14 protein-coding genes are annotated in these 19,370 nt (G+C 68.9%); 11 read left to right on the top strand and 3 right to left on the bottom strand.

The genetic code is table 11. The features are described 5' to 3' along the window. Positions 1-2 precede the first annotated feature (2 nt). A complete protein-coding gene (locus U9J39_RS27005) occupies positions 3-1,910 on the top strand; it encodes an efflux transporter outer membrane subunit (protein WP_326348562.1) in 1,908 nt (635 codons plus the stop codon). A 27-nt stretch (positions 1,911-1,937) separates the two neighbouring features. Here U9J39_RS27005 and U9J39_RS27000 read toward each other — a convergent pair whose 3' ends face one another. Beyond that, positions 1,938-3,110 (bottom strand): DUF1624 domain-containing protein, encoded by a 1,173-nt coding sequence (locus U9J39_RS27000; protein ID WP_326348561.1) that lies wholly within the window; start codon positions 3,108-3,110, stop codon positions 1,938-1,940. A gap of 9 nt (positions 3,111-3,119) precedes the next feature. Then, positions 3,120-5,291, bottom strand: a complete 2,172-nt coding sequence (locus U9J39_RS26995) for a TonB-dependent siderophore receptor (RefSeq protein WP_326348560.1) — start codon at positions 5,289-5,291, stop codon at positions 3,120-3,122. Positions 5,292-5,390: 99 nt separating this feature from the next. Between U9J39_RS26995 and U9J39_RS26990 the strand changes: the two genes are divergently transcribed. Then, positions 5,391-5,813, top strand: a complete 423-nt coding sequence (locus U9J39_RS26990; protein WP_115699928.1) for a Fur family transcriptional regulator — start codon at positions 5,391-5,393, stop codon at positions 5,811-5,813. Positions 5,814-6,021: 208 nt separating this feature from the next. Continuing rightward, positions 6,022-6,834, top strand: a complete 813-nt coding sequence (locus U9J39_RS26985) for an EamA family transporter (protein ID WP_231942326.1) — start codon at positions 6,022-6,024, stop codon at positions 6,832-6,834. 19 nt (positions 6,835-6,853) lie between these two features. Here the strand turns inward: U9J39_RS26985 and U9J39_RS26980 are convergent, their stop codons facing one another. After that, positions 6,854-7,435, bottom strand: coding sequence for a GNAT family N-acetyltransferase (locus U9J39_RS26980; protein ID WP_116313612.1), 582 nt, complete (start codon positions 7,433-7,435; stop codon positions 6,854-6,856). Between the two features lie 78 nt (positions 7,436-7,513). Here U9J39_RS26980 and U9J39_RS26975 point away from each other — a divergent pair, with 78 nt between their 5' ends. The 8 genes from U9J39_RS26975 (at position 7,514) to U9J39_RS26940 (ending at position 19,266) form a co-directional block, all read left to right on the top strand. Next, the gene (locus tag U9J39_RS26975; RefSeq protein WP_326348559.1) at positions 7,514-7,990 is read left to right on the top strand and encodes a winged helix-turn-helix transcriptional regulator; all 477 of its coding nucleotides are present in this window, start codon (positions 7,514-7,516) and stop codon (positions 7,988-7,990) included. A 329-nt stretch (positions 7,991-8,319) separates the two neighbouring features. Then, positions 8,320-9,639, top strand: a complete 1,320-nt coding sequence (locus U9J39_RS26970) for a NarK family nitrate/nitrite MFS transporter (protein ID WP_115712682.1) — start codon at positions 8,320-8,322, stop codon at positions 9,637-9,639. 65 nt (positions 9,640-9,704) lie between these two features. Beyond that, positions 9,705-12,266, top strand: coding sequence for a nitrite reductase large subunit NirB (nirB, locus tag U9J39_RS26965; RefSeq protein ID WP_115712680.1), 2,562 nt, complete (start codon positions 9,705-9,707; stop codon positions 12,264-12,266). A gap of 26 nt (positions 12,267-12,292) precedes the next feature. Next, on the top strand, positions 12,293-12,676 hold the full coding sequence (gene nirD / locus U9J39_RS26960) for a nitrite reductase small subunit NirD (protein WP_115712679.1): 384 nt from the start codon (positions 12,293-12,295) through the stop codon (positions 12,674-12,676). A gap of 61 nt (positions 12,677-12,737) precedes the next feature. Further along, entirely contained in the window at positions 12,738-13,979 is a 1,242-nt protein-coding gene (locus tag U9J39_RS26955; protein ID WP_116313610.1) for an NAD(P)/FAD-dependent oxidoreductase, read from the top strand. Positions 13,980-14,019: 40 nt separating this feature from the next. Next, the gene (locus tag U9J39_RS26950) at positions 14,020-16,743 is read left to right on the top strand and encodes a nitrate reductase (RefSeq protein ID WP_115712675.1); all 2,724 of its coding nucleotides are present in this window, start codon (positions 14,020-14,022) and stop codon (positions 16,741-16,743) included. A 145-nt stretch (positions 16,744-16,888) separates the two neighbouring features. Beyond that, the gene (locus U9J39_RS26945) at positions 16,889-17,896 is read left to right on the top strand and encodes a tripartite tricarboxylate transporter substrate-binding protein (protein ID WP_326348558.1); all 1,008 of its coding nucleotides are present in this window, start codon (positions 16,889-16,891) and stop codon (positions 17,894-17,896) included. Between the two features lie 230 nt (positions 17,897-18,126). Beyond that, positions 18,127-19,266, top strand: a complete 1,140-nt coding sequence (locus tag U9J39_RS26940; protein WP_326348557.1) for an MFS transporter — start codon at positions 18,127-18,129, stop codon at positions 19,264-19,266. The last annotated feature ends 104 nt before the right edge of the window (positions 19,267-19,370 follow it).

Raw genomic sequence — 19,370 nt, 5'->3', positions numbered from 1 at the left:
CCATGCGAAGCCTGCCCCGTCCCCGCCGCCGTGCCCCCCTCCCGCCACGCCTGCTGCTGCCTGGCGCGCTGGTACTGGCGCTTGCCGCGTGCACGCTGGAGCCGCAATACCAGCGCCCCGAAGCCCCGATCCCGTCGGCATGGCCCGACGGCGCGGCCTACCGCACCGCGCAGGCCAAACCGGCCAACGGCGCGGCGCAGCCGGGCCAGCCGGCGCAGCCCCCCGGCCCCTCGGCCGCCGACCTGGGCTGGCGCGATGTCTTCGTCGACCCGCAGCTGCGCCAGCTGATCGAGCTGGCGCTGGCCAACAACCGCGACCTGCGCATGGCCACGCTGGCCATCGACGAGGCGCGCGCGCTGTACCAGATCCAGCGCGCGGCGCAGTTCCCCACCGTGGAGGGCAATGCCGGCATGGTGTCGCAGCGGCTGCCGCAACGGCTGCGCGCGGCGGGACAGTCGCCGCAGATCACCACCTACAACGCCGGCATCGGCCTGACCGCATTCGAACTGGACTTCTTCGGCCGCGTGCGCAGCCTCAAGCATGCCGCGCTGGAGGAATACATGGCCACCGAAGAGGCGCGCCGCAGCGCGCAGATCAGCCTGGTGGCGGAGGTGGCCAGCGCCTACCTGACGCTGCGTGCCGACCGCGCGCTGCTGCAGCTGTCGCAGAACACGCTCAAGACCCAACAGGACGCGGCGGAGATGGTCCGGCGCGGGCACCAGGTGGGCGCGATGGCGCAGCTGGACCAGCATCGCGCGCAAACCCAGGTGCAGACCGCGCAGGTGGGCGTGGAGCAATACACCCGGCAAGTCGCGCAGGACGAGAACGCGCTGGCGCTGCTGATCGGCGGGCCGCTGCCCAAGTCGGTCACCGATGCCGGTGCCGCGCCCGCCAATCCGAATGCCCCCGCGCCGGATCCGCTCGACGCGCGCATGCTGATGCGCGAGTTCCCCGAAGGGCTGCCCTCCAGCGTGCTGGTGCGCCGTCCCGACATCCTCGACGCCGAGCACCGGCTCAAGGCCGCCAACGCCAATATCGGCGCGGCACGTGCGGCCTTCTTCCCGCGCATCTCGCTGACCGGCGCGCTGGGCGTGGCCAGCAGCAGCCTTGCGGGGCTGTTCTCGGGCGGCATGGCGTGGGTCTTCGCGCCGCAGCTGACAGTGCCGATCTTCGATGCGGGACGCAACCGCGCCGGCCTCGACGCGGCCAACGTGCGCAAGGACATCAACGTCGCCAACTACGAGAAGACCATCCAGACCGCGTTCCGCGAAGTGGCCGACAGCATGGCGGCCCGCGCCACCTACGAGCGCCAGGTGCAGGCGCAGGAAGCGCTGGTGCGCGAAGGCAGCGAAACCCGGCGGCTGTCGGAGATGCGCTTCAAGAACGGCGTGGACGACTACTTCGGCGTGTTCGACGCGCAGCGCGAGCTCTACACCGCGCAGCAGGCGCTGATCACCTACAAGCTGGCCGGGCTGACCAGCCGCGTATCGCTGTACAAGGCGCTGGGCGGCGGCTGGCGTGAACTGACCGAGGCCGCTCCGGTCGCCAACGGCGCGCCCGCCGCCGGCCCGCAAGCCGCGGTGCGGCCCCAGGCGGTGGCGCAGCCGCAGGCCGTCGCGCGACCTCAGGCGGTGGCGCAACCCCAAGCCGTCGCGCGACCTCAGGCGGTGGCGCAACCGCAAGCTGTCACGCAGCAACAAGCCATTGCGCAGCCGCAAGCCGTTGCTCAGCAACAGCCGGTCGCGCAGCCGCAAGCCGTCGCACAGCAACAGCCGGTCGCGCAGCCTCAAGCCGTCACACAGCAACAGCCCGTCGCACAGCCGCAGCCAGCGGCGCAGGCGCAGGCGCCGGCACCGGCACCGGCCCCGGCGACGGTGCAGCCGGCCGCTGCCGCCACTGCACCACGCTAAGGCTCGCGCGGCGGCTCGCGGCGCTGGTCAGAAGTACTTCAGCCAGCGCCAGTCCCGCCGCGTCGCCTTCAGCACCGCGAACCAGCGCACCGCCGGCCACAGCAGCAGCGCCAGCACTGCTGCCGCCAGCCACAGCTGCCAGACATGGTCCAGGCCGAATACGCGGCCCTGGTTCAGGCCCCAGCGGTACACGCAAAGCTGGTACAGGCCCTGCAGCACATACAGGTGCAGCAGGTAGAAGAACATCGACACTGCGCCGAACACGGCCAGGCAACGCGCCGCCCGGCCGCCCTGCGCGCGCTCCAGCCACAGCAGCAGCAGGCAGCCGGCGCCCAGCGTCAGCAGCAGGAACAGCAGCGACGGCGGGTACTTGGTCACGTTGAGGAAGCTCATCGCGGTATGCAGGGCATCCGCGCCGGGGATCCATTTCTGTTCCTGGCCGTAGCCGTTGAGCGCGCGCAGCCACGCAAACCCGGCCATCCCCGCCAGGCCGCAGGTGGCCAGCCTCAGCTGGCGCGCGCGGGCAGGCATGGTCGCGGCAAACCACGGCCCCGCCGCATAGCCCAGCGCGATCACGCCGATCCACGGCAGCACCGGATATGAAGTGCGCACGCGCAGGCCATCGGCCACCTCGATCCAGGTGCGGTCGTGCAGGATCGCCCAGGGCACGTGCCAGGCACTGTCAGCCGCAAAGTGCAGCGGATCCAGCAGGTTGTGCCCCGCCACCAGGGCAACGCCGGTGGCGACCAGCGCCGCGCGCGGCAGCCATGCCAGCGCGGCCAGCGCCATCATGCTGAGGCCAATGGCCCAGATCACCTGCAGGTAGATCACCTGCGGCGGCAGGCGCCAGGTCCAGGCAAAGCCCACCAGGGTCAGCTCCAGCAACACCAGGAACAGGCCGCGCCTGAGCAGGAAGCCGCCGACCGCGCGCCGGTCGTGCCCGGCGTTGCCGTAGAGCCAGGCCGACACGCCCGCCAGCGCGATGAACACCGGCGCGCACAGGTGGGCCAGCAGCCGCGAACAGAACAGCGCCGGCGAGGTCGCGGCGACATCCATCGGATCGGCGACCGGCACGTGCAGGAAAAACATATCGCGCACATGGTCCAGCAGCATGATCAGGATCACCAGCCCGCGCAACGCATCGATGGAGAGCAGCCGGTGGGTCGGGCCCCGGGCAATCGCCAGTGGTGTCGGCATCATCGGTCCCCGTCAGTAGCTCAGCTGCACGCCCAGCCGCACGCTGCGGCCCGCGCCCGGCGCCACCCACAGGCTGCTGTACGAGCTGGCGTAATAGGTCTTGTCGAACAGGTTGCCCACGTTGAGCGACACGCGCACGTGCCGGCTGTATTGCCAGTAGCCGTGCAGGTCGACCAGCACGTAGGCGGGCAAGGAGAAGCTGTCCTGCACGTCGCCCGGGCGCCGTCCGACATAACGCAGGCCGGCGCCTGCGCCATAGCGCTGCCCGACCGGCGCCGCGTCCTCGTAAATCGCCAGCAGGCTGGCGCTGGTACGCGGCACGTTGGACAACGGCGTGCCGGGGGCCAGGCGGGTGTCCTGCGTGATCTCGGCATCGGTCAGCGCGAAGCTGCCCGAGACGCGCCAGTGCGTGCCAAGCTGCCCGGCCACGTCGAGCTCGACGCCGCGGCTGCGGGCCTCACCGGCGGCGAGATAGAACGACGGATCGGCCGGGTCGGCGGCCAGCACATTGCGCTTGCGGATCTCGAACACGGCCAGCGTGGCGCCGGTGCGGCGGTCGTCGCTGTCTAACTTGATGCCGGCCTCCAGCGCGCGGCCGCGCTCGGGTTCGAACGGCTGGCCGGCGGCGTCGCTGCCGGCATTGGGGCGGAACGACTGGCTGGCATTGGCGAACAGCGACAGGTTGTTGCTGGCCAGGTAGCTCACGCCCACGCGCGGCGACACCGCGTTGTGGTGCTGCGTGGTGCGGGTGCCGCGCAGGTGGTCGTCCAGCGACTGGCTGAAGCTGTCGAAGCGCACGCCGGCCAGCACGCGCCAGCGCTCGCCCAGGCGCAGCTGGTCCTGCGCGTACGCGCCGACATTGTGCTGGCGCTCGTAGGTGTCCATGTTCCAGGCCAGCGGCGGCGCCGGCTGGCCATAGACCGGATCATAGATGTCGATCGCGTACGGTGCCGCGGCGCTGGGGTTTTTGCGCAGGATCGCCATGGTGTTGCCAAAGCGGTAGGCGTCGACGCCCAGCAGCAGTTCATGCCCGACCGGGCCGGTGCTGAACTTGCCGGTCACGCTGGCCTGCAGCGAGACATCGTCGGACTGGAAGTCGCGGTAGCGGTGCTGGCGCCAGAGCGTGCGGCCGTCGGCGGCGAGCGCGGCGGCTTCGCTGGAATGCCCCGCCAGCGCGCCGCCGCGGTACGACAGGCCGAGCCTGCCCTGCCACTGCGGCGAAAACTCGTGCTCCACGCTGAGCTGGTGCGACTGGCTGTCCAGGCGCAGGCTGCCGTCGCCGGGCTCGCCCAGGAAGCGCGAGCGCGGGATGCGGCCCAACTGGCCGTTGACGGCGACCACGCCGCGGTCCATCGGCGTGGTGTAGCGCTGGAATTCCGCCGCGTACTGCACGATGGTGTCGTTGCCGAGCATCCACGTGATCGACGGCGCGACCAGGTAGCGCTGGCTGTGGATGAAGTCGCGGGTGCTGCCCTGGTGGTCGGCCACCGCGATCAGCCGGCCGGCGATGTCTTCGCCCAGCGCGCCGGTGACGTCGGCGCTGGCGCGGTAGCCGTCGCGCGTGCCCAGCTCGAAGCCGTAGCGCTGCGCGGGCCGGAACTGCGGCTGGCGCGTGACCACGTTGAAGGTGCCGCCGGGCTCGCTGCTGCCGTACAGCGATGAGGTCGGGCCCTTGAGCACTTCGACGCGCTCGATGGTGGCCGCGTCCATCGGCGCGGTATAGCCGCGGTTGGCGGCGAAGCCGTTGACCAGGTAGCCGGCGCCGGTGTTCTCGTTGCCGGTGAAGCCGCGCATGGCAAAGTTGTCCCACAGCCCGCCGAAGTTGTTCTGGCGCGCGACGCCACTGACATAGTCGAAGGTCTGGTCGAAGCGGGTCGCGGCAAGGTCGTCGAGCATGGCGCGCGGCACCACGCGCACCGACTGCGGGATCTCGCGCAGCGGCGTGTCGGTGCGGGTCGCGCCCGAGGCGTCGGGCGGGTTGTATGATGCGGTGGCCGTACCGGTCACCGACACCGCCGGCAGCGTAATATCGGAGGCCTGCGCGGGTTCCGCCGCATCGGCCAGGCCGGACATCGCCAGCATCAGCGCGGCCAGTGGCCGCCGCGCGGGTACTGGCCGGAATACCACGCGCAGGAAGGAAAGCGGCACCGGGTGCCGGGCACGGCTGGGCTGCGCAAGCAGCATAAGGAACACCCCGAAAAAAACGAGTCGCCGCGGCGGCCATCCGACTGGCAAACCGCGGCGACTCACTAATGATAATAAATTCTCACTAAGATTCTAGGCATGGAACGCATGACCCGTCAACGCGGCGCCGTGATCGACGCGCTGCGCGAAGCCGGCCGGCCGCTGAGCCCGGCCGAGATCCTGGCCGCGGCGCAGCGCCAGGTGCCGTCCCTGGGCCTGGCCACGGTCTATCGCAATCTCCGCGCCCTGCTCGACGATGCGCAGGTGCACGCGGTGGAATTGCCCGGCCAGGCCGACCGTTATGAACTGGCGGAGGAACCGGGCGCGGTGACGCACCGCCACTATTTCCAGTGCCTGACGTGCGACCGCGTGTTCCCGCTGGAAGGATGTCCCGGCCACCTGGAAGAGATCACGCCGCCGGGCTTCGTGGTGGAGCACCACGAACTGACGCTGCTGGGGCGCTGCCCGGATTGCGCCGGCAAGCCCGGCAAGCGGCGCAAGGCCGCGGCGCGGGAGCACTGAGCCGCAGCAGGGGCCGGTCTGCGGCCGCACGCGGCGCAACTGTACTGAGCCGCCTGCGCGCACCTGTATATGGCGCCCGCGCCGCGCATGCCGCATGATGCGGCAGCATTCGCACCGGCCCCCAACCTCGATACAGGACCCGACCTTGCAGCACGCCACCGCCCACCGCCACTCGACCCTGATCGCCGTACTGGCCCTGACCGGCTCGATGGCCTCGCTGTGCATCGGCACCTCGTTTGCCAAGAGCCTGTTCTCGGCGCTGGGCGCGCAGGGCACCACGGCGCTGCGGGTGAGCTTTTCCGCGCTGATCCTGCTGTGCGTCTGGCGGCCGTGGCGCATGCCGCTGACGCGCGCCAACGCGCGCGCGATCGCGCTGTACGGCGCAGCGCTGGGCGCCACCAACCTGCTGTTCTACATGTCGCTGCGGACCATTCCGCTGGGGCTGGCGATCGCGATCGAGTTCACCGGGCCGCTGGCGGTGGCGGTGCTGTCGTCGCGGCGCGCGATCGATTTCCTGTGGATTGCGTTCGCGGTGACCGGGCTGCTGCTGTTGCTTCCGGTCGGCGATGCCGCCGGCACGCTCGATCCGGTCGGGATCGGCTATGCGCTGGCCGCGGGCGTGGGCTGGGCGCTGTATATCGTGTTCGGGCAGATGGCCGGCAACGCCCACGGCGGGCAGGCGACCTCGCTGGGGCTGACCATGGCCGCACTGGTGGTGCTGCCGTTCGGCCTCGCGCACGCGGGCACCGCGATGTTCAGTCCGACCCTGCTGCTGTTCGGGCTGGCGGTCGGCATCCTGTCGAGCGCGATTCCCTATTCGCTCGAGATGGTGGCGCTCAAGCGCCTGCACCGGCGCACCTTCGGCATCCTGCTGAGCATGGAGCCGGCCATGGGCGCGCTGGCCGGGCTGGTGTTCCTGCATGAGCAACTGAGCACGGTGCAGTGGCTGGCGATCGCGAGCATCATCACGGCCTCGGTCGGCTGTACCATGACTTCGCGCGGCAAGCGCGAAGCCGGCTGAGGCTTGAGCGCGCTGCCGGTCAGCGCGCGCTGAACCAGTCCGCCGGCAGCCGTTGCGCGCTGCGCGCCGGCTGCGCCAGCGCCAGCGAGACTTCATGCAGGAAGCTGTCCTGCGGATTGCGGCGGCTGGCAAAGCCCAGCCCCTGCAGGATCGCCAGCATGCGCCGGTTCTCGCTGAGCACGTCGCCGCGCAGGCCGTGCAGCCCGGCGGCACGCGCCAGCTCGCACAGCCTGGCGATCAGGCGCCGGCCCAGCCCCTGCCCCTGCCAGGCGTCGGCCACCACCACCGCGAACTCGGCAATCTGGCCGGACACCACATATTCGGCGCTGGCGACGATGGTCTGGCTGCCGTCTTCACCGGGCGCGACCACGACCAGCGCCACGCCACCGTCTCCGGGCGCGGCCAGGCCGGCGACGATTTCATCGACCACGCGCCCGCCAGTCAGGAAGCGGAAGTAGCGGCTTTCCCGCGACAGCGCTTCCACCATCGCACGCAATGCCGCGCCATCCTGAACCTGGGTGCGGCGCAGCGTCACCTGCGTGCCCCGTCCCGCCGTCCAGCTTTCCGTCACGCCGCCGCGCGCCGAGCCCTGGAGATCCATGCTGCCACCCTCTGGATTCATAATCTGTAGCCAGAGTATAGGAGATAACCTGACTTTTGCAAATGAAGTCAGCATGCTATGCTTCACGGCATCATGACCACCACTGCGTCCGACCTCCGCCATTGCTCGATCGCCTCCACGCTGTCGCTGATTGGCGAAAAGTGGACGATCCTGATCCTGCGCGACGTTTTCCACGGCGTGACGCGCTTCGACGACTTCCTGCGCCGGCTGGAATGCTCGCCCGCGGTGCTGTCGGCGCGGCTCAAGACGCTGACCGATGCCGGCCTGCTGCGCAAGGTCGGCTACCGCGAACCCGGCGAACGTGAGCGCTTCGAGTACCGCCCCACCCGTGCCGCGGTCGAACTGCTGCCGGTGCTGGTCGGGCTGATGCAATGGGGCGACTGCCACATGGCGCCCGACGGCGGCCCGGTCGAGGTCCGCTCGCGCGCGAATGGCAAGCTGGTGCGCGCCGCGCTGGTCGACGAGGACGGCGCCGAGGTGTCGCCGCGCGACATGCAGATCATTCCGGTGCGAAAGCCCGCCGGCGGCGGCTAACGCCAAAGCCTTCCTTGCCGCCGGTGCCGCACCGCACCAGCGCAGTCCACCGCACTGCACCATGAGCGTGCCGCGCGCCCGCCGCCCGCCCCACCACAGCGCATCCAAAGCGCTTGCGCCCCCGCCGACCGGCCGTCAGACGCCATTGCCCGTCACATAACGGGCTGGCACACCCCTTGCGTAATTGGGTCCGGGCCCGTCAACGGCGACCGGCCCACCCCCACACACACAGCCCCTATCCCTTGTAGCGGCTGTCAGGACAACGGCGTCCCCTGAACCGGCTTCACGGCCGGTTTGCGGGACGCCATTTGTTTTTGGAGCAAGTGACGATGACCGGCAAAGCCACCCGCATCGAGCTGCTGAGCTTGAGCACTCCGCAGATGCGCGCCTTCCACCTGACCTGGATGGCGTTCTTCGTGTGTTTCTTCGCGTGGTTTGCCTGCGCGCCGCTGATGCCGGTGCTCAAGGGCGAGTTCGGCCTGAGCGCCGGCCAGATCGCCAACATCAATATCGCCGCGGTCGCGGTGACGATCCTGGTGCGCCTGGTGATCGGCCCGATGTGCGACCGCTTTGGCCCGCGCAAGACCTACACCGGGCTGCTGGCGCTGGGCGCGCTGCCGGTGCTGGGCGTGGCGCTGGCGCAGAACTACGAGACCTTCCTGGTGTTCCGCCTGCTGATCGGCGCGGTCGGCGCCAGCTTCGTGATCACGCAGTACCACACCTCGGTGATGTTCGCGCCCAACGTGGTCGGCACCGCCAACGCAACCACGGCCGGCTGGGGCAATGCCGGCGGTGGCGCCGCGCAGGCGCTGATGCCGCTGGTGCTGGCCGCGGTGCTGATGACGGGCGCTGACCACGCCTTCGGCTGGCGCATCGCGCTGCTGGTGCCGGGCGTGCTGATGCTGGTGATGGCGGTGGTCTATTACCGCTTCACCCAGGACTGCCCGGAAGGCAACTACTCGGAGTTGCGCGCGCGCGGCATCGAGATCAGCGGCAAGGATGGCGGCAAGGGTGGCGGCTGGGCCAGCTTCCGCGCCGCCAGCGCCAACTACCGCGTGTGGCTGCTGTTCATCACCTACGGCGCCTGCTTCGGCGTGGAGATCTTCATCCACAACATCGCCGCGATGTACTACGTCGACCGCTTCGGCCTGAGCCTGAAGGCCGCCGGCATGGCCGCCGCGAGCTTTGGCCTGCTGGCGCTGTTTGCGCGCGCGCTGGGGGGCTGGCTGTCGGACAAGGCGGCGCGCCGGCGCGGCCTGGATGCACGCGCCACGCTGCTGTTCGTGCTGATCCTGGGCGAAGGCCTGGGCCTGCTGTGGTTCGCGCAGGCCGGCAACGTGGCGCTTGCGGTGGTGGCAATGCTGATGTTCGGCCTGTTCACCCACATGGCCTGCGGCGCCACCTATGCGCTGGTGCCCTTTATCGACCGCAAGGCGCTGGGCGGCGTGGCCGGGATCATCGGCGCAGGCGGCAACGTCGGCGCGGTGGCCGCGGGCTTCCTGCTCAAGGGCCTGGGCAACGTGCAGCAGACCCTGACGGTGCTGGGCGTGCTGGCCACCATCGCGGCGCTGTGCGCCATCGCCATCCGCTTCAGCGCCGAGCACAAGGCGCGCGAGCAGGCGCTTTACGACAGCGCGCTGGCCAACTGATTCCCAGGCATCGCCCCACCGCAACATCAAGCAGCAAAGACTGACTACCGGACAAGGAAAGCATCATGAAACTGATCATCGTCGGCCACGGCATGGTGGGTCACAAGTTCCTGGAAGCGCTGGCGGAAGCCGGTGCGGAAAACCTGGAAGTGACCGTGCTGTGCGAAGAACCGCGTCCCGCCTACGATCGCGTGCACCTGTCCGAGTTCTTCTCCGGCAAGTCGGCGGAAGACCTGTCGCTGGTGCCGGCGGGCTTCTTCGAGCAGCACGACAACATGCTGCTGCGCCTGAACGCCCGTGCGGTGGAGATCGATCGCGCCGCGCGCACGGTCAGGGTCTCCACCGGCGAGACCCTGTCCTATGACAAGCTGATCCTCGCCACCGGCTCCTATCCGTTCGTGCCGCCGGTGCCGGGCAAGGACCGCAAGGACTGCTTCGTCTATCGCACCATCGAAGACCTGGAAGCGATGCAGGAATGCGGCGCGCGCTCGAAGACCGGCGTGGTCGTCGGCGGCGGCCTGCTTGGCCTCGAATGCGCCAAGGCGCTGCGCGACATGGGCCTGCAGACGCATGTGGTGGAATTCGCGCCGCGCCTGATGGCGGTGCAGGTCGACGAAGGCGGTGGCCGCATGCTGCGCCAGAAGATCGCGGGCCTGGGCGTGACCGCGCACACCGGCAAGAACACCGTCGAGATCGTCGACGGCGAGGACGGTACCCATCGCATGGTGTTCGCCGACGGCACCCATCTGGACACCGACATGATCGTGTTCTCCGCCGGCATCCGCCCGCGCGACGAACTGGCGCGCGCCAGCGGCCTGGAAGTCGGCGCCCGCGGCGGCATCGCGGTCGACAACAACTGCCGCACCTCCGACCCGGACATCTACGCCATCGGTGAATGCGCGCTGTGGGACGGCAAGATCTACGGCCTGGTGGCCCCCGGCTACGACATGGCCCGCGTGGCCGCGCGCCACCTGCGCGGCGAGGCGGCCGAGTTCGGCGGCGCCGACATGAGCACCAAGCTCAAGCTGATGGGCGTGGACGTGGCCAGCATCGGCGACCCGCATGGCACCGTGCCGGGCGCGCGCATCTACCAGTTCAGCGACGACCGCAAGGAGGTCTACAAGAAGCTGGTGGTGTCCGACTGCGGCAAGTACCTGCTGGGTGGCGTGCTGATCGGCGATGCCAGCGAGTACGGCACGCTGCTGCAGATGATGCTGAACAGGATCGAGCTGCCCGAGTCGCCCGAGTTCCTGATCCTGCCCGACAGCAGCGGCAAGGCCAGGCCGGCGCTGGGTGCCGACGCCCTGCCCGACACCGCGCAGATCTGCTCGTGCAACAACGTATCGAAGGGCGAGATCTGCGCCGCCGTCTGCGATGGTTCGACCAGCATCGGCGCGCTCAAGAGCTGCACCAGGGCCGGCACGGCCTGCGGCGGCTGCGTGCCGCTGGTGACGCAGATCATGAAGGCCGAGATGAAGAAGCAAGGGATGGCGGTCAACAACCATCTCTGCGAGCACTTCCCGTTCTCGCGCCAGGAGCTCTACCACCTGGTGCGCGTGGGCAAGTTCAAGACCTTCGACGCGCTGCTGGAAGCGCATGGCAGCGGCATGGGCTGCGACATCTGCAAGCCCACCGTGGGCAGCATCCTGGCGTCGTGCTGGAACGAGTTCGTGCTGAAGGAAGAGCACGCGAGCCTGCAGGACTCCAACGACTACTATCTCGCCAACATCCAGAAGGACGGCACATACTCGGTGGTGCCCCGCATGCCGGGCGGCGAGGTCACGCCCGAAGGCCTGATCGCCGTGGGCCAGGTCGCGAAGAAATACGGCCTCTACACCAAGATCACCGGCGGCCAGCGCGTGGACCTGTTCGGTGCGCGTGCCGAGGAACTGCCCTATATCTGGGAAGAGCTGATCGCCGCCGGCTTTGAATCCGGCCATGCCTACGGCAAGGCGCTGCGTACGGTGAAGTCGTGCGTGGGTTCCACCTGGTGCCGCTACGGCGTGGGCGATTCGGTCGGCCTCGCCATCGAACTGGAGAACCGCTACAAGGGCCTGCGCGCGCCGCACAAGATCAAGTTCGGCGTATCGGGCTGCACGCGCGAATGCGCCGAGGCGCAAGGCAAGGACGTCGGCGTGATCGCCACCGACAAGGGCTGGAACCTGTACGTCTGCGGCAACGGCGGCATGAAGCCGCGCCACGCCGAACTGCTGGCGAGCGACCTCGACCACGACACGCTGGTGCGCTACATCGACCGCTTCCTGATGTTCTATGTGCGCACCGCCGACCGCCTGCAGCGCACCAGCGTCTGGCGCGACAACCTGGAAGGCGGGCTGGACTACCTGAAGGCCGTGGTGCTCGACGACAGGCTGGGCATCGCCGCCGAGCTCGAAGCCGAGATGCAGCACGTGGTCGACACCTATGAAGACGAGTGGAAGAAGGCCGTGACCGACCCCGAGACGCGCAAGCGCTTCCGCCACTTCGTCAACAGCGACCGCCGCGACGACAACCTGGTCTTCATCGAAGAGCGCGGCCAGATTCGCCCGGCCACGCCGGAGGAACGGAAATTGCAGCGCTCCCGGCTGAGCCACATTCCCGTGGTCTCCATGCCCGCGAAAGCCGCCTGACCGTGCCAGCAACCAAGGAGAACGTGATGAGCCATCCCCACCATGCCGAAACCTGGACCGCCGTCTGCACCGTACGCGATATCGTGCCCAATACTGGTGTGTGCGCGCTGGTCGACGACCGGCAGGTCGCGGTCTTCCGCATCGGCCGCGGCGACGAGGTCTACGCCATCGACAACTTCGATCCCAACGCGCAGGCCGCGGTGCTGTCGCGCGGGCTGGTCGGCAACCTGGGCGAGCGGCTGGTGGTGGCCTCGCCGATCTACAAGCACCACTTCGATCTGCGCACGGGCGAATGCCTGGAGGCACCTGAACAGTCGGTCAACGCCTACCCCGCGCGCGTCTATGACGGCAAGGTGTGGATCGCCGCCGCCGCGGCCATGCGCGAGGCCGAGGAAGAACTCGCCGCCTGACCCAGGCCCCGGTCAATCGATGCTGCCCCTGTCTATCTGCCCTGCCAACGGAGATGCCGGCATGACGCCTTCAGCCAACCCTCGAGCCCGCCCGCGCCTGGTCGTGGTCGGCAACGGCATGGCCGGCATGCGCACCGTCGAGGAACTGCTCAAGCTCGCCCCGGACCTGTACGACATCACGGTGTTCGGCGCCGAGCCGCACGGCAACTACAACCGCATCCTGCTGTCGCCGGTGCTGGCGGGCGAGAAGACAGTGGCGGACATCATGCTCAACACGCGCGAGTGGTACGAAGAGAACGGCATCGAGCTGCTCGCCGGCGATCCGGTGGTATCGGTCGACCGGCCGCGCCGCATGGTGCGTTCCGCCTCGGGGCGCGAGGTGCGCTATGACCGCCTGCTGCTGGCCACCGGCTCCAGGCCGTTCATCATTCCGGTGCCGGGACACCAGCTCGAAGGCGTGATCGCATTCCGCGACATCCAGGACGTCGAGACCATGCTGGATGCCGCGCGCAACCACCGCCATGCGGTGGTGATCGGCGGCGGCCTGCTCGGGCTGGAGGCGGCCAACGGCCTGCTGCGCCAGGGCATGGACGTGACCGTGGTGCACCTGGCCGACTGCCTGATGGAGCGCCAGCTCGACAAGCCCGCTGCCACGCTGCTCAAAGGCGCGCTGGAACGCAAGGGCCTGCGCTTCCTGCTGAGCGCGCAGACCGCGGAAATTCTCGGCACCGGGCGCGTCACCGGCGTGCGCTTCAAGGACGGCAGCGAGATCCCCGCCGACCTGGTGGTAATGACCGCCGGCGTGCGCCCCAACATCGAACTGGCCGCAGGCGCCGGCCTGCATTGCGAGCGCGCCATCGTCGTCGACGACACGCTGCAGACCTACGATCCGCGCATCTATGCCGTCGGCGAGTGCGTCCAGCATCGCCAGGCCACCTTCGGGCTGGTGGCGCCGATCTGGGACCAGGCGCGCGTTTGCGCGGCCCATCTCGCCGGCGCCGGCCATCGCCGCTACGTGCAGCAGGCCACTGCGACCAAGCTGAAAGTGACTGGCGTCGACCTGTACTCCGCTGGGGACTTCATCGGCGGCGAAGGCAGCGAAGACCTGGTGCTGCGCGACGCGCGCCGCGGCGTCTACAAGCGCCTGGTACTGCAGGACGGGCGCCTGGTCGGCGCCGTTCTGTACGGCGACGTGCAGGACGGTGCCTGGTATTTCGAGCTGATCCAGCAACGCACGCCGGTGGCCGCGCTGCGCCAGCGCCTGCTGTTCGGCAAGGCGCAGTGCGAAGCGCTCGCTGCCTAGCATCACCCCAAGCCATATAACGCCCCCGCACGGAGAACGCGTGAACCTGTCCGACATCCCGGTTGTCTCTGCAACCCTGACCACTACCACCGCCACGACCTGCCCGTACTGCGGCGTCGGCTGCGGCGTGCGTGCCACGGTGCGCGCCGACGGCCAGGTCGAGATCGCGGGCGACGCGCAACATCCGTCCAACCAGGGTCGGCTCTGCGTCAAGGGCTCGGCGCTGGGCGAAACGGTCGACCTGGAAGGCCGCCTGCTCCATCCCAAGCAGCGCGATGCCGAGGGCCGCTTGCAGCAGGTGTCATGGGACCGTGCACTCGACACCGTGGCGCAGGGCTTCACCGACATCATCCGCCGCCATGGTCCGGATTCGGTCGCGCTCTACGTCTCGGGCCAGTTGCTGACCGAGGACTACTACGTCGCCAACAAGCTGATGAAGGGCTTCATCGGCAGCGCCAATATCGACACCAACTCGCGCCTGTGCATGTCGTCGGCCGTGGCCGGCCACAAGCGCGCCTTCGGCGAAGACCTGGTGCCGGGCAACTACGAAGACCTGGAATTGGCCGACCTGGTGGTGCTGGTGGGCTCCAACACCGCGTGGTGCCACCCGATCCTGTTCCAGCGCCTGTCCCGGGCCAAGGAAGCGCGCCCGGAGATGAAGATCGTGGCGATCGACCCGCGCCGCACCGCCACCTGCGAGCTGGCCGACCTGCACCTGGCGCTCCGCCCGGGCACCGACGTGTGGCTGTTCAACGGGCTGCTGAGCTACCTCGCGCGTGAAGGGCACGCCAACGCCGCCTTCGTCGGCGCCAGCACCGCGGGACTGGATGAAGCCCTGCAAGCCGCTGACGCCACCTGCGCCGATCCGGCTGCCGTGGCCCGCGCGTGCAAGTTGAACCTGCAGGATGTGCTGGACTTCTACGCATTGTTCGCGCAGACCGAGAAGGCCGTGACCGCCTTCTCGCAGGGCGTCAACCAGTCGTCGGCCGGCACCGACAAGGTCAACAGCATCATCAATTGCCACCTGCTCACCGGCCGTATCGGGCAGCCGGGCATGGGCCCGTTCTCGCTGACCGGCCAGCCCAACGCGATGGGCGGGCGCGAAGTCGGCGGCCTGGCCAACATGCTGGCCGCGCACATGGAACTGGCCAACCCGTTGCATCGCGAGGTGGTGCAAGGTTTCTGGCAATCGCCGGCGGTGGCCGATCGCCCCGGGCTGAAGGCCGTGGAGCTGTTCGAGGCCATCGAAGCCGGCCGCGTCAAGGCGGTCTGGGTGATCGCCACCAACCCGGTGGTGAGCCTGCCCGACGCCGACCAGGTGCGCCGCGCGCTGGCCAGGTGCGAGCTGGTGGTCAGCAGCGACATCATCGAGCGCACCGACACCAACGCCGCCGCGCATGTGCTGCTGCCCGCGCTGGGCTGGGGCGAGAAGGATGGCACCGTGACCAACTCGGAGCGGCGCATTTCGCGCCAGCGCGCCTTCCTGCCGGCACCGGGCGAAGCGCGCGCGGACTGGGACATCCTGTGCGAGGTGGCACGCCGCATGGGCTTCAGCGGCTTCGACTATGCCGGGCCGCACCAGATCTTCGACGAACACGCGCGCCTGAGCGCATGGCGCAATGATGACGCCCCACGCGCGTTCGATATCGGCGGGCTGGCCGGCCTGGACCGGGTGCGCTATGACGCGCTGGAACCGGTGCAGTGGCCCGTGCCCGCGCAAGGCACACAGGACGCCCGCCGACTGTTCGGCGATGGCCGCTACGCCCACGCCGATGGCCGCGCCCGCTTTGTCGCCACGCCGCCGCGCGCGCCGGCCCACGCGCCCGACGACGACTTCCCGCTGATCCTGAACACCGGCCGCGTGCGCGACCAGTGGCACACCATGACGCGCACGGGCAAGTCGGCCAAGCTGGCCGACCACCTGCCCGAGCCCTTTGTCGACATGCATCCGCAGGACGCGCTGCTGTGCGGCGTGGGCGAAGGCAAGCTCGCGCGCGTCAGCACGCGCTGGGGCGCGATGGTAGCGCGCGTGCGCCACGGCGGCGGCATTCCGCGCGGCAGCGTGTTCGTGCCGATCCACTGGAACGGGCAGTTCAGCTCCGACGCGCGGGTCGGCGCGCTGGTCAATCCGGTGGTCGATCCTGTTTCGGGCGAGCCCGAATTCAAGCACACGCCGGTACGGGTCGAGCCGTTCGGCGTGCACTGGCATGGCTTCATGCTGAGCCGCCGCGCGCTACCTGCCGAAGCGCTGACCTACTGGACGCGCGTGCAGGGCCGCCAGTTCCAGCGCTATGAATTCGCCGGCCGCGACACCGTGACCGATCGCACCGCCTGGGCGCGCGCGCTGCTCGGCGTAACCGATCCGGACGCCGACTGGCTGGAATACGAGGACCGGGCCGCGGGCGTGTACCACGCGGGCCATGTCGTCGACGACCGGCTCGAGGCCTGCGTCTATGTCTCGACACGCCCCGAGCTGCCGTCGCGCGCCTGGCTTGCCGGCCTCTTCGGTCGCGAGCGCCTGGAAGACGCCGACCGCATCGGGCTGCTGCTCGGACAGCCGATGGAGAAAGGCGCCGACACCGGCCCGACAGTGTGCTCGTGCTTCGGCGTGGGGCGCAACACCATCTGCGATGCCGTGCGCAAGCACGACCTGAAAACGCCCGCGGAGATCACGGCCTGCGTCAAGGCCGGTGGCAACTGCGGCTCGTGCGTGCCGGAGCTGAAAAAGCTGCTGGTGGAGGTGCGCGTGGCCGAAGCGGCCTGATCTTTTACCAGACTGATCTTTCACCATGCATTAGGCATCCTTCACGAGAACCAGATTGCTGTCGCCGCGGCTTGCCGCCATGCTAGCCGCGCAACCCTGACGAGCCGCCCCGGACCCACGGCGCGGCACCTATCTGGAGACAGCAATGAAGGATGCGAAGTATCGGCTCGCCGGGCCGCGATGGCTGGCGGGCATGCTGGTAACGGCTTCTGCGATGGCAGGCGCCTCAGGCGCGGCAGCGGCCGATGCCTATCCGGCCAAGCCGATCACCCTGGTCGTGCCCTACTCCGCCGGCGGCCCGACCGATGTCGTCGCGCGCACCCTGGCGCAAGCGATGTCGCAAGACCTTGGCCAGAGCATTGTGGTGGAAAACCGCACCGGTGCCGGCGGCACCGTGGCGGCCGCCTTCGTCGCCCGCGCGCAGGCCGACGGCTATACCCTGCTGATCCACCACAACGGCATGGCGACCGCGCCAGCGCTGTACAAGAAGCTGTCGTATGCGCCGCTGAAGGATTTCGAGTATGTCGGCCAGGTGGCGGACGTGCCGATGACGCTGATGGGTCGCAAGGACCTGCCGGCGAAGACGGTGCCCGAACTGATCCGGTACGTGACGCAGAACAAGGACAAGGTGTCGCTGGCCAATGCCGGCCTGGGTGCCGTCTCCCAGCTCTGCGGGCTGTTGTTCGAACAATCGGTGCACGTCAGGCTGAACGCCATCCCCTACCAGGGCGCGGGCCCCGCGCTGACCGCGCTGCTGGGCGGCCAGGTCGACCTGCTGTGCGACCAGACCACGGCCACCCTGCCGCATATCCAGGCCGATCGCGTGCGCCTGTTCGGCGTTACCACGCCGGCACGGATCAAGGCGCTGCCGCAGGCCCCGACGTTGCAGGAAGGCGGGCTGAAAGGCTTTGACGTCAAGGTATGGCACGGCATCTACGCGCCCAGGGGCACGCCGCAGGCTGCCGTCGAACGCCTCACCAAGGCATTGCAAAAAGGACTGAAGGATCCGGCCGTGATCAAGAAGCTGGACGGACTCGGCGCGGAAATTGTTCCGGTCGACAAGCAGACGCCGGAAGGCCTGCGGACGCTGCTGAAGGCGGAAAGCGACAAGTGGCAGCCACTGCTGAAGTCGATGAAGGTAGAGGCAGACTAAGCCCACGCTCCTTTCCCCGCGATACGTTAGAATCTTCCATCTTCCGGGCGGACCTTTCTGGTCCGCCCCTCCCGCCTGACCGGTGCCCCCCGCGCACCGCTTCTGTCTGCGCCCGACTCCTGCGGCGCCGCTCAATTCCCCGATTTAGCTGGCTTTAGCCATCGATGCCGTTGCGTTGCGCCGTCATGACGCGCGCTTCGGCTGTCCGTCATCCCACCCCGGAGTTTCCGATGCCATCGCCGTTCCTTCTGCCCGTCCTGGCCCTTGCCGTCTGCATGGTCGGGGCGGCGGAGTTCATGCTCGCCCCGATGCTGGCCCCGCTCGCATCGACCTTCCACACATCCCCGGCGCATGCCTCGGGACTGGTCTCGGCCTATGCCCTGTCGTACGCCGCGGCGGCACCGCTGATGGGCTGGCTCTCGGATCGCGCCGGACGGCGCCGGGTGCTGCTCGCTGCCACGCTGCTGTTCGCCGCCGATAGCATTGCGCTGAGGCTGGTGCCGACACTGCACGCCGCCATGGCCTTGCGAATTCTTGGGGGCCTCGCCGCGGCCGCAACAATCCCCACCGTCTTCGCCCTGATCGCCGATCGGATACCGCCAGCAAAGCAGGCAGGCGCCATGGGTAGCGTCATGCTCGGTATGACCGCGGGGATCGCGGCTGGGCCCGCCGTGGCCGGTTTGCTGACAGAAGCCTGGGGCTGGCGCACGCCGTTTCTGTTGATCGCCGGGAGCTGCCTTGTGGCCTTCGGCGCGGGCTGGTGCGTGATTCCGCACGATCGGCCAAGCGCCTGCATGATTAAGGAATCGTCCATCAAGAATGCAGGCGCCGGTATCTTCTGCCTTCTGCTCGCAAAAGGCGCCTGGAATGGCAGCGCAGTGGCGGGCTATGTCTTTGCGGGCGAAGTGCTGCGGATGCGATATGGGCTCGAGGTAGGAGCCGTCGGCGTTGCCGTCTCCGTATTCGGTCTGGGCCTGGGAGTCGGCAATATGCTGGCGGGACATTGCAGCCGGCGTTACCAGCGCGAAGAAAACATCCTGGTTCTCGCTACCGTGGTGGTCGCCTGCTCCATGACATTATTCCTGACGGCCGCGATCGGGCTGCCGGTGGCGCTGGGATGCCTGCTGGTCTGGGGAGTGGCGCTGGGTATCGCGGCACCTGCCAGCACCGCCATCCTTGCGCAGCGGGCGGGCGCAAACAAAGGAAAGGTGTTGGCGGCGTCGGAAAGCGTCAATAACGTGGCCGTACTGATGCTGTTGCCGGTCGCTGCAAGCGCGTCGGCCACGTCCCTGGTCACGCCTGCCGCGGCGTTGCTGGGCGGGATCTGTCTGGCTGGGGCCATCGGAAGTGCCACGGTACGGCGTCGTTAGCTCCAGCAAGAAAATGCGAGCGCAGCGTTTCCGCCGCGCCAAAGCAAAAACCCCTCGCAGCACACGCTGTCGAGGGGTTTTGCACAATAAGAGCCTGGCGATGA

It is taken from the genome of Cupriavidus sp. SS-3 (assembly GCF_035818815.1).
Classification (GTDB): domain Bacteria; phylum Pseudomonadota; class Gammaproteobacteria; order Burkholderiales; family Burkholderiaceae; genus Cupriavidus; species Cupriavidus taiwanensis_C.
This window is presented reverse-complemented; position numbering and strand designations above follow the sequence as displayed.